This window comes from Flavobacterium sp. GCM10022190, assembly GCF_042656445.1.
GTDB lineage: Bacteria > Bacteroidota > Bacteroidia > Flavobacteriales > Flavobacteriaceae > Flavobacterium > Flavobacterium nitratireducens.
Window position 1 is genome coordinate 1,559,883 of the sequence record NZ_JBHSOQ010000001.1, and the last position, 13,377, is coordinate 1,573,259.

Genomic DNA, 13,377 nt, shown 5'->3' on the forward strand with positions numbered 1-13,377 from the left:
TCGGGACGTTTTTTTGTGTTATGATAAATTTTATTGCTAATCTAATTCAGAAGTAAAGTACAACTTGACACTAGGGTATTTATTTTGTGTCATTTGAATGGTAAAATCTGAATCGGCAAGGAAAACCAATTGATCGTATTTGTCTTTTGCTAAGAATTTTTGTTTGATACGTTTAAATTCTTTGAATTCCTCGTTTTTAGGATCATCAGGTTTTACCCAACAAGCTTTGTGAACTGGGAAGTTTTCATAAGTACATTTAGCGCCGTATTCGTGCTCTAAACGGTATTGGATAACCTCATATTGAAGTGCTCCAACGGTACCTATCACTTTACGATTGTTCATTTCTAAAGTAAATAACTGCGCTACACCCTCGTCCATTAACTGGTCAACCCCTTTGTCCAATTGTTTTGCTTTCATAGGGTCAGCATTGTTAATATATCTAAAGTGTTCCGGAGAGAAACTTGGAATTCCTTTAAAATTCATAATTTCTCCTTCGGTTAATGTATCGCCAATTTTGAAATTTCCTGTGTCGTGAAGTCCTACAATATCGCCTGGATATGAAATATCTACAATCTCTTTTTTCTCTGCAAAAAAGGCATTCGGACTAGAGAATTTTAGGTTTTTCTTTTGGCGTACATGATAGTATGGTTTGTTTCTTTCAAAAGTTCCAGAAACAATCTTGATGAAGGCCAAACGGTCACGGTGTTTTGGATCCATATTTGCATGTATTTTAAATACAAAACCAGATAATTTTTCTTCTTCTGGTTTCACGGGGCGCGTATCAGAATCTTTTACTCTTGGAGAAGGAGCGATAGTAATGAAACAATCTAATAATTCCCTAACTCCAAAATTATTTAATGCTGAACCGAAGAATACAGGCTGTAATTTTCCTTCTAAATAATCTTCACGGTTGAATTTTGGATACACTTCATCAATTAATTCTAATTCTTCGCGAAGTCTTTCAGCCGGTTTTTGGCCAATTATTTTTTCTAATTCAGGGTTTTGAACATCTTCAAAAGCAATCGTTTCTTCAATGTTTTTACGGCTATCACCACTAAAAAGGTTGATGTTTTGTTCCCAAAGGTTGTAGATTCCTTGAAAATCATACCCCATACCAATAGGGAAACTTAAAGGTGTAACTTTTAAGCCTAATTTTTGTTCCACTTCGTCCATGAGGTCGAATGCATCATTTCCTTCACGGTCCAATTTGTTAATGAAAACAATGATAGGAATTTTACGCATTCTACATACGGCAACCAACTTTTCAGTTTGTTCCTCAACCCCTTTAGCAACGTCAATTACCACAATAACACTGTCAACTGCAGTAAGCGTTCTAAAAGTGTCTTCGGCAAAATCTTTGTGCCCTGGTGTATCCAGAATATTAATTTTTTTGTCCTTATAGTTAAATGCCAAAACAGAAGTCGAAACCGAAATCCCTCTTTGGCGTTCAATTTCCATAAAGTCACTTGTTGCTCCTTTTTTTATTTTGTTGCTTTTTACAGCGCCAGCTTCTTGAATAGCACCTCCAAAAAGCAGTAATTTTTCCGTTAAGGTTGTTTTTCCAGCATCAGGATGCGAGATGATTCCGAATGTTCTTCTTTTTTGTATTTCTTCTAAAAAACTCATAGCTAATTCTAAATGGTTCGCAAAAGTACTATTTATAAATGCGATTTGAAAATAAATACGTTTTCAAGTTTTTACTTTCAATCAGTAGTCTAGTTTCTTTTGATATTTAGCATGATTTGAAAGACAATTAGTTTTTTATTAAATAGGTTTTCTTTTCGAAGATAATTTTTTGTTAATACTCAAAGCTAAACTTGTTTAATGTAATTGAATTGTTATTTTTGTTCGCTTTTACTATGACAAAACACAAAGATTTTGGTTTTAAGTTATTATCTTGCCAATCTAAAGTTTAGGCAAAATACATTTGCCTTTTGTTGAAACATAAAACAATACATTTATAAAGAAAATAAGAATGAAATCCATAACTATGAAGAATACATTACTGTTTTTTATTGCGTTACTTTTAAATACTGCAATGAATGCGCAAGAAATAATAAAAGACAGTGTAGTTGTTGATAAGCAACAAAAACCATCAGGTCAAAGACAAAAAATCGATGGAATTATTGCAACTGTTGGGGATTATATTGTTTTGGATTCAGATATTGATAAGGCCTTTTTAGAAATTACAAGTCAAGGAGGTTCTGTTAAAGATATTACTAGATGCCAAATGTTAGGGAAGCTTTTGGAAGATAAATTATATGCACATCAGGCTGTTCAGGATAGTGTTAAAGTGACAGACGCAGAAATTAAATCGTTGATGGACGAGAGACTTGGTTTTATGCTACAGCAACTTGGTTCGATGGAAAAAGTAGTCAAATATTATAAAAAAGATACTGAAGAAGAATTTAGAACCTATTTTTTTGATATTTTGAAGGAGAACAAGTTAAGTTCTGAAATGCAAAAAAAGATTGTTGACGAGGTTCAAATTACACCGGAAGAGGTTCGTAATTTCTTTAAAAAACTAGGAAAAGATGAATTGCCAGTTTTTGGAGCCGAAATGGAAGTTGCACAAATTGTGGTAGAACCTAAAATTACCCAAGCAGAAAAACAAAAGGTTATTGATCGATTGAATGGTTTTAAAAAAGACATTCAGGAAGGTTCTAGTTTTGCTACAAAAGCAGTTTTGTATTCCCAAGATCCGGGATCGAGATCAAGTGGTGGTTTTTATAAAATGACTAGAAAAACGCCATTTGTAAAAGAGTTTAAAGATGTGGCCTTTAGTTTGCAAGAAGGTGAGATTTCTGAGCCATTCGAAACCGAATATGGATACCATATCATTTATTTGGAGAAGATTAAAGGTCAGGAACTAGAGCTGCGTCATATTTTATTGACTCCTGCAATTAGTAAGGAATCCATGGACGAAGCCAAAGAGAAAATAGAATTGATAAGAAAGCGTATTATGGATAAAGAGATTTCTTTTGCAGATGCTGCCAGAACAATGTCTGATCAAAAAGAAACTCGTGCTAATGGTGGAATTTTAATAAATCCAAATACTCAAGATACCCGTTTTGAATTAACTAAAATGGACGCTTCATTGTATTCACAAGTTTCAAATTTAAAAGACAATGAAATTTCGATGCCTATTGTCGATGAAACCCAATCAGGTAAAAAGTTTTATAAGATAATAACCGTTACGAATAGAATTAATGAGCATACTGCTGATTATGCACAGGATTATGTGAAAATTAAAGAGTTGGCTTTGAAAGAAAAACAAATTAAAGCTATCGGGAAATGGTTTGATGAGAAAATTAAAGAAACCTATATTAAAATTATTGGCGAATACAGAGATTGTAGCTTTACTAATAATTGGTTAAAAAAATAATTTGTTCAAAATAAATAAAAAGAGTTAGCTTTATGAATTCATAAAGTTGACTCTTTTTTAATTTAAAATAGTTTTAAAATGTCGGATGTTGCAGCAATACAAAATTTAGTACAAAAACGCATAGAATTAAAAAATGAAATTGCAAAAAAGATAGTCGGTCAAGAGGATGTTATCAATCAGTTATTGTTATGCATTTTTTCAGGGGGTCACGCTTTGTTAGTTGGGGTTCCGGGATTAGCCAAAACATTAATGGTAAATGCTATTTCAGAAGCATTAGGGCTACAGTTTAAAAGAATTCAGTTTACACCTGATTTGATGCCGTCGGATATTTTAGGAAGTGAAATTTTAGATGTCTCGACTGCCGTCGGACAGGAAAATCGTCAGTTCAAATTTATAAAAGGGCCTGTTTTTTCTAATATTATTTTGGCAGATGAAATTAATAGAACCCCGCCGAAAACACAGGCAGCTTTGTTAGAAGCTATGCAGGAGCGTTCTGTTACAATAGCAGGGGTGAATCATAAATTAGAATTACCTTATTTTGTGTTAGCTACGCAAAATCCAATCGAGCAGGAGGGGACTTATCCTTTACCTGAGGCACAATTAGACCGTTTTATGTTTGCGGTTAAATTGGCTTATCCAACTTTTGAAGAAGAAGTTCAGGTGGTTAAAAGAACAACTTCGGATGTAAGTCAAACTATTAATCCATTGTTTACAGCACAAGAAATTATCGATTTCCAACATTTGATTCGAAGAATTCCTGTTGCAGATAATGTTGTAGAATATGCAGTGCGATTAGTAGGTAAAACACGACCAGATAGTGATTTTGCAACGGATTATGTGAAAAATTACTTGGATTGGGGAGCTGGTCCTCGTGCTTCTCAAAACTTGATTTTGGCAGCTAAAGCACATGCAGCCTTTAATGGAAAATTTTCACCGGATATTGAAGATGTTGCAGCGGTCGCTACTTCGATTTTAAGACATCGAATTATTAAAAATTACAAAGCTGATGCCGAAGGAATTACAGAAGAAATGATTATACAAAAGCTTCTTTAGTGCTTTAAAATTGGTCGAATAAGGGAAATTAAGGTCTTTCTATGTAACAACAAGTTTTAAGTTTGTTAGAAATTATTTAGCCTATTTATTGATTGTTTATAAAATAAGTCAAAAAATGCTTTTTTTCTTTATTTAACGGCCTTTGAAGGCAGATTCTTTAATAATGTGTTTTTCGTCTACTTGGGGCTATTAAATTTTTTTTTAATATCGCCTTAAATAACTAAATTTGCATTCCGTTTATAAAAAAAACACCTAAAATTATGGCATTTAGGTTTTATAATTTAAGAAATTTGCCATTAACATTGAAAATAATTCAATTATGAACATTTATAGCGATTACATCAAGGAGATCGAAGAAAGAAAAATTCAGGGACTTCACCCAAAGCCAATTGATGATGCTCAATTGTTAAGCGAAATCATTGCGCAAATTAAAGATTTAGATAACGAAAATAGAGAAGATTCTCTTCAGTTTTTTATTTACAACACTTTGCCAGGTACAACAAGTGCTGCTGGTGAAAAGGCTAAGTTTTTAAAAGAGATTATTTTAGGTGAATCTGTAGTGAAAGAAATCACTCCAACATTTGCATTTGAGTTGTTATCTCACATGAAGGGTGGGGCTTCAATCAAAGTTTTACTTGATTTAGCCTTGGGTAATGATGCCGCTATCGCTCAACAAGCCGCTGATGTTCTTAAAACGCAAGTGTATCTTTATGATGCAGATACTAGTCGTTTAAAAGAAGCGTTTGAAAATGGTAATGCTATTGCAAAAGAAATTATCGAAAGTTATGCTAAAGCTGAGTTCTTTACCAAACTTCCAGATGTTGCAGAAGAAATTAAAGTGGTTACTTTTATCGCAGGTGAAGGAGATATCTCAACGGATTTACTTTCTCCAGGAAACCAAGCACACTCTCGTTCTGACCGTGAATTACACGGAAAATGTATGATTAGTGCTCAAGCTCAAGAAGAAATCAAAGCTTTACAAGCCCAGCATCCTGATAAATCAGTAATGTTAATTGCTGAAAAAGGAACAATGGGAGTTGGTTCTTCTCGTATGTCAGGTGTAAATAACGTTGCTCTTTGGACAGGTAAACAAGCTAGTCCTTATATTCCATTTGTTAACTTTGCTCCAATTGTTGGAGGTACTAATGGTATTTCTCCTATTTTCTTAACTACGGTTGACGTAACTGGAGGTATTGGAATTGACCTTAAAAACTGGGTTAAAAAAACAGATGCTAACGGTGAAATTGTACGTGATGCTAATGGAGAGCCAGTGTTAGAGCAAAAATATTCTGTTGCTACAGGTACTGTTTTAACAATCAATACAAAAACTAAAAAATTATATAATGGAGACCAAGAGTTGATTGATATTTCAAGATCATTCACTCCTCAAAAAATGGAATTCATTAAAGCGGGTGGATCTTACGCGATTGTATTTGGTAAAAAATTACAAACATTCGCTGCTAAAACATTAGGAATTGAAGCTCCTGCTGTATTTGCTCCATCAAAAGAAATTTCTCATGAAGGACAAGGTCTTACAGCTGTTGAGAAAATCTTCAACAGAAATGCTGTAGGAACAACTCCGGGGAAAGTATTGCACGCAGGATCTGACGTTCGTGTAGAAGTAAACATTGTTGGTTCTCAGGATACAACAGGTTTGATGACTGCTCAAGAGCTAGAATCTATGGCTGCTACAGTAATTTCTCCAATCGTTGATGGTGCTTACCAATCAGGATGTCATACTGCATCAGTTTGGGATAAAAAAGCGCAGGCAAACATTCCTAAATTAATGAAATTTATGAATGATTTCGGTTTGATTACTGCTCGTGACCCTAAAGGGGTGTATCATGCAATGACTGACGTTATTCACAAAGTACTTAACGATATTACTATTGATGAGTGGGCGATAATCATTGGTGGTGACTCTCACACTCGTATGTCAAAAGGAGTTGCTTTTGGTGCTGACTCAGGAACTGTTGCTTTAGCTTTAGCTACTGGTGAGGCTTCTATGCCAATTCCAGAGTCTGTAAAAGTAACTTTCAAAGGAGAAATGAAATCATACATGGATTTCCGTGATGTGGTTCACGCTACACAAGCGCAAATGTTGAAGCAATTTGGTGGAGAGAATGTATTCCAAGGTAGAATTATCGAGGTTCACATAGGAACACTTACTGCTGACCAAGCGTTTACATTTACAGATTGGACTGCTGAAATGAAAGCTAAAGCTTCTATCTGTATTTCTGAAGATGAGACATTAATCGAATCGTTAGAAATTGCTAAAGGTAGAATCCAAATCATGATCGATAAAGGTATGGATAATGCTAAGCAAGTATTGAAAGGTTTAATTGCTAAAGCTGATAAGAGAATTGCTGAGATTAGATCTGGTGAAAAACCAGCTTTAACTCCAGATGCAAATGCTAAATATTATGCAGAAGTGGTAGTTGATCTTGATGTTATCGCTGAGCCAATGATTGCTGATCCAGATGTAAATAATGCTGACGTTTCTAAACGTTATACGCACGATACAATCAGACCTCTTTCTTATTATGGTGGTGAGAAAAAAGTAGATCTTGGATTTATTGGTTCTTGTATGGTTCACAAAGGTGATATGAAAATCCTAGCTCAAATGCTTAAAAATATCGAAGCTCAAAATGGTAAAGTAGAATTCCAAGCACCTCTTGTAGTGGCTCCTCCTACTTATAACATTGTTGATGAATTGAAAGCCGAAGGTGACTGGGAAGTATTGCAAAAATATTCAGGTTTTGAATTCGATGATAATGCACCAAAAGGAGCTGCTCGTACTGAATATGAAAAAATGTTATACTTAGAGCGTCCAGGTTGTAACCTTTGTATGGGTAACCAAGAGAAAGCTTCTAAGGGAGATACTGTTATGGCAACATCAACTCGTTTATTCCAAGGAAGGGTAGTTGAGGATTCAGCGGAGAAAAAAGGAGAATCATTACTTTCTTCAACTCCAGTTGTAGTGTTATCAACCATCTTAGGTAGAACACCAAATATTGAAGAATATACAGCCGCTGTTGAAGGTATTAACTTAACTAAGTTTGCTCCTTCTCACAAATTACTAGTGAAATAATCATAAGATTAGTTAAATAAATTAAAAGCCTAAGTTAATTGACTTAGGCTTTTTTTATTGCTTCACTATTTTTTTGTAACTTGTGGTGTAATACAATTTTAAATATAGAACGTATGGCTTTTGATATTGAAATGATTAAAAAAGTGTACGCAAACATGGCTTCTCGTGTTGATGCAGCACGAGACATTGTTGGTCGTCCACTTACCCTAACAGAGAAAATTTTGTATAGTCACCTTTGGGACGGAGTTCCTAAAGAAGCTTATAAACGTGGAGTTGATTATGTTGATTTTGCTCCTGATAGAGTGGCATGTCAAGATGCAACAGCGCAAATGGCCTTGTTGCAATTTATGCACGCAGGAAAGAAAACCGTGGCTGTGCCAACCACAGTTCATTGTGATCACTTAATCTTAGCTAAAAATGGTGCTAAATCTGATTTAGAGATGGCCAATAAACAATCGAAGGAAGTATTTGATTTCTTGTCATCGGTTTCTAATAAATATGGGATAGGTTTCTGGAAACCGGGTTCAGGGATTATTCATCAGATTGTTTTGGAAAATTATGCTTTTCCAGGAGGGATGATGATTGGAACTGATTCTCATACAGTAAATGCCGGTGGATTAGGGATGCTTGCTATTGGTGTTGGTGGAGCTGATGCAGTGGACGTAATGTCAGGAATGTCATGGGAATTGAAATTTCCTAAATTAATCGGAGTAAAATTAACTGGGAAATTGTCTGGTTGGACAGCGCCTAAAGATGTGATTTTAAAAGTAGCAGATATTCTTACTGTAAAAGGAGGAACTGGAGCTGTAGTGGAATATTTTGGAGAAGGAGCAACTAATATGTCTTGTACAGGTAAGGGAACTATCTGTAATATGGGGGCTGAAATTGGAGCTACTACATCCACTTTTGGATATGATGATTCGATGAGAAGGTATTTATCAGCTACAGGTCGTCAAGATGTGGTGGATGCAGCAGATACGGTAGCTTCTTATTTAACAGGAGATCCAGAGGTGTATGAAGACCCTTCTGACTATTTTGATCAGTTAATCGAAATTAATTTATCAGAGTTAGAACCTCACATAAATGGTCCTTTTACGCCAGATAGAGGTACTCCAGTTTCAAAAATGAAAGAAGAGGCAAAAGCAAATGGTTGGCCAATAAAAGTGGAATGGGGATTAATTGGTTCCTGTACCAATTCCTCTTATGAGGATATGTCTCGTGCAGCCTCGATTGTTAGGCAGGCTGTGGAACATGGAATTACTCCAAAAGCGGAGTTTGGTATTAATCCAGGTTCGGAACAAATTCGATATACTATTGAAAGAGATGGTATTATTGCCGATTTTGAGAAAATGGGAACTAAAGTATTTACAAATGCTTGTGGGCCTTGTATAGGGCAATGGGATAGAGCTGGAGCCGATAAAGGTGAGAAGAATACAATAGTGCATTCCTTTAATCGAAATTTCTCCAAAAGAGCCGATGGTAATCCTAATACGCATGCTTTTGTAACTTCACCTGAAATGGTGGCTGCACTAGCAATTTCAGGTAGATTGGATTTTAATCCAATAACAGATACATTGTTGAATGACAATGGAGAAGAAGTCAGATTGATAGCACCAACAGGGGATGAATTGCCTAATCGAGGTTTTGATGTTGAAGATGCTGGTTTTCAACCTCCTGCTGAAGATGGTTCATCTGTTCAAATTGTAGTAGATCCATCATCTGATCGATTGCAATTATTAGCTCCTTTTGAACCTTGGGATAAAAAGAATATTACAGGAGCTAAATTATTGATTAAGGCTTATGGAAAATGTACTACCGATCATATTTCGATGGCGGGACCTTGGTTGCGTTTTCGTGGTCACTTGGATAATATTTCCAATAATATGTTAATTGGGGCAGTAAATGCATTTAATCAAAAGACAAATTCAGTTAAAAATCAATTATCAGGTGAGTATGATGCAGTTCCTGCAGTAGCTAGAGCTTATAAAGCAGCGGCTGTTCCTTCGATTGTTGTTGGTGATCAAAACTATGGTGAAGGTTCTTCTCGTGAACATGCAGCTATGGAACCTCGTTTCTTAGGTGTGAAAGCAGTATTGGTGAAATCATTTGCCCGCATTCATGAAACGAATCTCAAGAAACAAGGAATGCTGGCGCTTACATTTGCTAATGAAGCCGATTATGATAAAATTCAGGAAGATGACACAATTAACTTCCTTGATTTAGTGGATTTTGCTCCAGGGAAACCAATTACATTAGAATTTGTGCATGCAGATGGATCAAAAGATATAATTTTAGCAAATCATACGTATAATGAAAGTCAGATTGGCTGGTTTGTTGCGGGTTCTGCATTAAATTTAATTGCTGCCGAAGCATAATTTATCTTTTTGCTTAAAAAATTGCGTTCTGTTTAAACAGAACGCTTTTTTTTTATATTTCTGCAAAAAATGAACTTAAAGTGTTGAGAAAGTTGGTTTTATTGTATTAAAATGTTAAATTCGCTTTCGTCTACTTTTCGTGCTAGAAAATAGGACTGTTTTGTTTTTATTCTTCAAGGTCTTGATTAATAGAGTACTGTGTTAATTTAAAAAAGTTTTATGAGGTTTAAGTTTTGGATTGTGTTATTGGTTCTATTTAGTACGTTTAATGTTTTTTCTCAGGAAAAATTCATTCAACATATAGTTGCTAAAGGAGAGAATATATCCAAAATAGCAGAACATTATAAAATAAAAGCAACAGCCATTTATGAACTAAATCCAGATGCAAAAAAGGGAATTAAATTCAAAGATGTATTGTTGATACCAGTTTCGAGTACTTCTCAAAAAAATCAAAAAAACATTTCAAAAACCAATGAGTCTGTTGTTGCAGAAGCTAAGCAAGGACAGCATCAAGTGCTAGCCAAAGAAACCGTTTATGGAATAGCAAAACAATATGGAGTAAAAGTTGCCGATTTGTATACTATAAATCCATCTTTAGAAAATAAAGCTTTAAAGGTAGGCGATGTTATTAATGTTCCAATACTAGAAACCAAAACAGAAGTTTTGGAAAAGCCCAAAAATGAAATCGTAAAGTCAGCAGTAGATGTCGCAGATAAACCAGAAGTTAAGTTAGAAGCTAATTTGGATTCTAAGAAAATTACGTCTGAAGTTACCGCTGATAGAAAAGATATTCAGAAATTAGAACAAATAAGTTCCAATGGAAATATAGTTAGAGAAGTTTTAGCCAAAGAAACATTGTATGGAATAGCAAAGCAATATGGTGTTACTGTTGCTGATATTGAAAAAGCCAATCCTATACTAGCCGTTCAAGCTTTACGTGTTGGACAGAGTATCGTTATACCTACAGCCAAAGCAGCTCTTACTCAAGAATCACAAATTGAGGCTAATACACACATCAAAAAAGACGAATTGCCACAATCAAATGTAAAGGGTGCTACTGTAGTTGAGTCGAAAATTAATGTTCCAGATAACACTACCGAAACATATTCTGAAGTAGAAGTTGTTCATGAGGTTCTAGCTAAAGAAACTAAATATGGTATTGCCAAAGCCTTTGGTTTGACGGTGAAAGAATTAGAAAAACAAAATCCTAAGATTGTTAATAGGTTATTAGTTGGGGAGAAGTTAACGATTCGTACCGCAAAATCGAATGTTAAAACACCTGCTAAATTTGATTTCAAAGACGATACATTCGAGGGAGACGAAGGTTTGAGTTTTAATATGAAATCCTATAAAGGGGGTGATTTAATTGATCAATTGATCTGTACAGCATCTGAAAATATTGGTGTTCGTTATAGACCGGGAGGAACTTCAAAAGACGGTTTTGATTGTTCTGGTTTGATGTATTCAACCTTTGGTTTGTTTGATATTCAATTGCCAAGATCTTCTTTTGAACAAGCACAGTATGGTACAAAAATAAATACCGAAGATGTAAAAAAAGGAGATTTAATTTTCTTTAGGACGAATGGCAGGAGACAAATTAACCATGTGGGAATGGTGGTTGAGGTTGCTGATGATGGGGAAATTAAATTTATTCATGCTTCTACTAGTAGTGGGGTGATTATTTCTTCTCTAAAAGAGGAATATTACAGTAAGAGAGTTACTCAAATCAATCGAGTACTATAAGTAGTATTCGATTTTGAAAAAAATAGTATAATTGGCGCTTTTCATTAAGCGTTTTTTTTGTTCCAAATTTTACGGCTGATAAAAAATATATTGAAATTAAAAGGATATCCTGCTGTTTAGCGAAACGATTTTATTCTTATCCGAAGTTGATAGAAACAGTCTTTCCTTTTTTAATTCTTTTGTAGTAGTTATTTTTTTATTGTTAAAAGGTATCTAATCATTAGGTTGTTTGATATTGAATATATAAAAAAAACCAGTGAATAAATCCACTGGTTTAATTAAATGTTGTTTTAATTTTTAATTTGGTTGATTTATTTAAATAATAAATCGAATAATTTCTCCATTTTTGCTAAGCATTTCAATTCGAACGCTTTGATTTTCATTTTTGTTGTTTAAAAGTTTTGAAGCACTTTCAATATCTTTAATTTTTACATTGTCAATACTTAAGATGATATTTCCTAAAAATTCATCTGCATATTGATTTAAGTTTTCATTGTTTATGGATTTAATTTTTACACCATAATCAACGCGGAATTTCTTTTTGTCTTCAGAAGACATATTTTCTAATTCGATTCCTTTGAATTCAGCACTGAAAAATTCGTTTTTGCTTAATGTCACAGGAACTGTTTTTGTCGCATTATCTCTTATAATGACTACATTTACTTTGTCATTTGGGCGTTTTGTGTTTATATATCCTGTAAGGTCAGCGTATGAATTAATCTCCTTGCTGTCAATTTTTACGATAACATCGCCTTTTTTCAAGCCAGCCTTATCAGCACCAGTATTTTTTTCAACTTTATCAATGTAAAAACCTTCGGTTTGTTGTACCCCAAGTTCTTTAGATACTTTTGCGTTCAATTCGCCTCCTACAACTCCTAAAATCCCACGTTGCACATTTCCATATTCCATGATGTCCTCAATTATTTTGCGTGCAATATTTGAAGGAACCGCAAAAGAATAACCTACATAAGATCCCGTCATCGAACTAATCATAGTGTTGATTCCAATTAAATCTCCACGTGTGTTCACTAGGGCGCCACCACTGTTTCCTGGGTTTACAGCTGCATCGGTTTGTATGAACGACTGAATGCCGTCATTGCTTAAATTTCTGGCTTTAGCCGAAACAATACCAGCGGTTACTGTAGATGTAAGGTTGTATGGATTACCAACAGCAAGTACCCATTCGCCCACTTTTACATCGTCTGAATTGGCAAAAGGCGTATAAGGTAATTTTTCATCGGCATCAATTTTTAAAAGAGCTATGTCCATTTTAGAATCGGTACCAACAAGTTTTGCTTTATATGATTTTTTATTGTTCAGCGTAATTTCGATTTCTGAAGCGTCTTTAATTACGTGATTGTTTGTCACAATGTAACCATCTTCAGAAATAATAACTCCTGAACCTGTACCCACTTGTTCTTGAGATTGTCCTCCTCTGTAACCAAAGAAAAATTCCAACATAGGGTCGTTGATTTTTTGACGAGAAACATTTTTTACGTGTACGACGGTGTGTATGGTTTTATCAGCGGCTTCAGTAAAATCAAGTACTTCCGAGTTTAAACCAACTCTTTTTGTATAATTGTCCGAAGCAAGTGTTGTCAATGTTTTTCTGTCATTTGAAAAATAACCATTATCGTCAAAAAATAATTTGTAAGCGCCTAAAGTAGTTGCTCCACTTAGCAAAGACACTAAAAATAAATTAGATATTTGTTTCATAATACAGATTGTTT

General features: G+C 34.6%; 7 protein-coding genes. 5 read left to right on the forward strand and 2 right to left on the reverse strand.

Translation table 11 applies throughout. The features are described from left to right. Positions 1 to 36 precede the first annotated feature (36 nt). Entirely contained in the window at positions 37 to 1,626 is a 1,590-nt protein-coding gene (locus tag ACFPTQ_RS06450; RefSeq protein WP_379775275.1) for a peptide chain release factor 3, read from the reverse strand. A gap of 364 nt (positions 1,627 to 1,990) precedes the next feature. Here ACFPTQ_RS06450 and ACFPTQ_RS06455 point away from each other — a divergent pair, with 364 nt between their 5' ends. From ACFPTQ_RS06455 to ACFPTQ_RS06475, 5 genes are all read left to right on the forward strand, one after another. Next, the gene (locus ACFPTQ_RS06455; protein ID WP_379775574.1) at positions 1,991 to 3,385 is read left to right on the forward strand and encodes a peptidylprolyl isomerase; all 1,395 of its coding nucleotides are present in this window, start codon (positions 1,991 to 1,993) and stop codon (positions 3,383 to 3,385) included. A gap of 78 nt (positions 3,386 to 3,463) precedes the next feature. Then, positions 3,464 to 4,438 carry an AAA family ATPase gene (locus tag ACFPTQ_RS06460; RefSeq protein ID WP_379775277.1) on the forward strand — a complete coding sequence of 325 codons (975 nt, stop codon included), beginning with the start codon at positions 3,464 to 3,466 and terminating at the stop codon, positions 4,436 to 4,438. A 319-nt stretch (positions 4,439 to 4,757) separates the two neighbouring features. After that, positions 4,758 to 7,529, forward strand: coding sequence for a bifunctional aconitate hydratase 2/2-methylisocitrate dehydratase (locus ACFPTQ_RS06465; protein WP_379775279.1), 2,772 nt, complete (start codon positions 4,758 to 4,760; stop codon positions 7,527 to 7,529). Between the two features lie 113 nt (positions 7,530 to 7,642). After that, on the forward strand, positions 7,643 to 9,904 hold the full coding sequence (locus tag ACFPTQ_RS06470; RefSeq protein ID WP_379775281.1) for an aconitate hydratase: 2,262 nt from the start codon (positions 7,643 to 7,645) through the stop codon (positions 9,902 to 9,904). Between the two features lie 219 nt (positions 9,905 to 10,123). After that, positions 10,124 to 11,647 carry a LysM peptidoglycan-binding domain-containing protein gene (locus tag ACFPTQ_RS06475; protein WP_379775283.1) on the forward strand — a complete coding sequence of 508 codons (1,524 nt, stop codon included), beginning with the start codon at positions 10,124 to 10,126 and terminating at the stop codon, positions 11,645 to 11,647. A gap of 315 nt (positions 11,648 to 11,962) precedes the next feature. Here the strand turns inward: ACFPTQ_RS06475 and ACFPTQ_RS06480 are convergent, their stop codons facing one another. Further along, positions 11,963 to 13,363, reverse strand: a complete 1,401-nt coding sequence (locus ACFPTQ_RS06480; RefSeq protein ID WP_379775286.1) for a Do family serine endopeptidase — start codon at positions 13,361 to 13,363, stop codon at positions 11,963 to 11,965. Between the last annotated feature and the right edge of the window lie 14 nt (positions 13,364 to 13,377).

What these genes read in the sequence shown, in the direction of transcription:
- ACFPTQ_RS06450 (WP_379775275.1), bottom strand. Translation starts at nt 1,626, where the DNA reads ATGAGTTTTTTAGAAGAAATACAAAAAAGAAGAACATTCGGAATCATC.
- ACFPTQ_RS06455 (WP_379775574.1), top strand. Translation starts at nt 1,991, where the DNA reads ATGAAGAATACATTACTGTTTTTTATTGCGTTACTTTTAAATACTGCA.
- ACFPTQ_RS06460 (WP_379775277.1), top strand. Translation starts at nt 3,464, where the DNA reads ATGTCGGATGTTGCAGCAATACAAAATTTAGTACAAAAACGCATAGAA.
- ACFPTQ_RS06465 (WP_379775279.1), top strand. Translation starts at nt 4,758, where the DNA reads ATGAACATTTATAGCGATTACATCAAGGAGATCGAAGAAAGAAAAATT.
- ACFPTQ_RS06470 (WP_379775281.1), top strand. Translation starts at nt 7,643, where the DNA reads ATGGCTTTTGATATTGAAATGATTAAAAAAGTGTACGCAAACATGGCT.
- ACFPTQ_RS06475 (WP_379775283.1), top strand. Translation starts at nt 10,124, where the DNA reads ATGAGGTTTAAGTTTTGGATTGTGTTATTGGTTCTATTTAGTACGTTT.
- ACFPTQ_RS06480 (WP_379775286.1), bottom strand. Translation starts at nt 13,363, where the DNA reads ATGAAACAAATATCTAATTTATTTTTAGTGTCTTTGCTAAGTGGAGCA.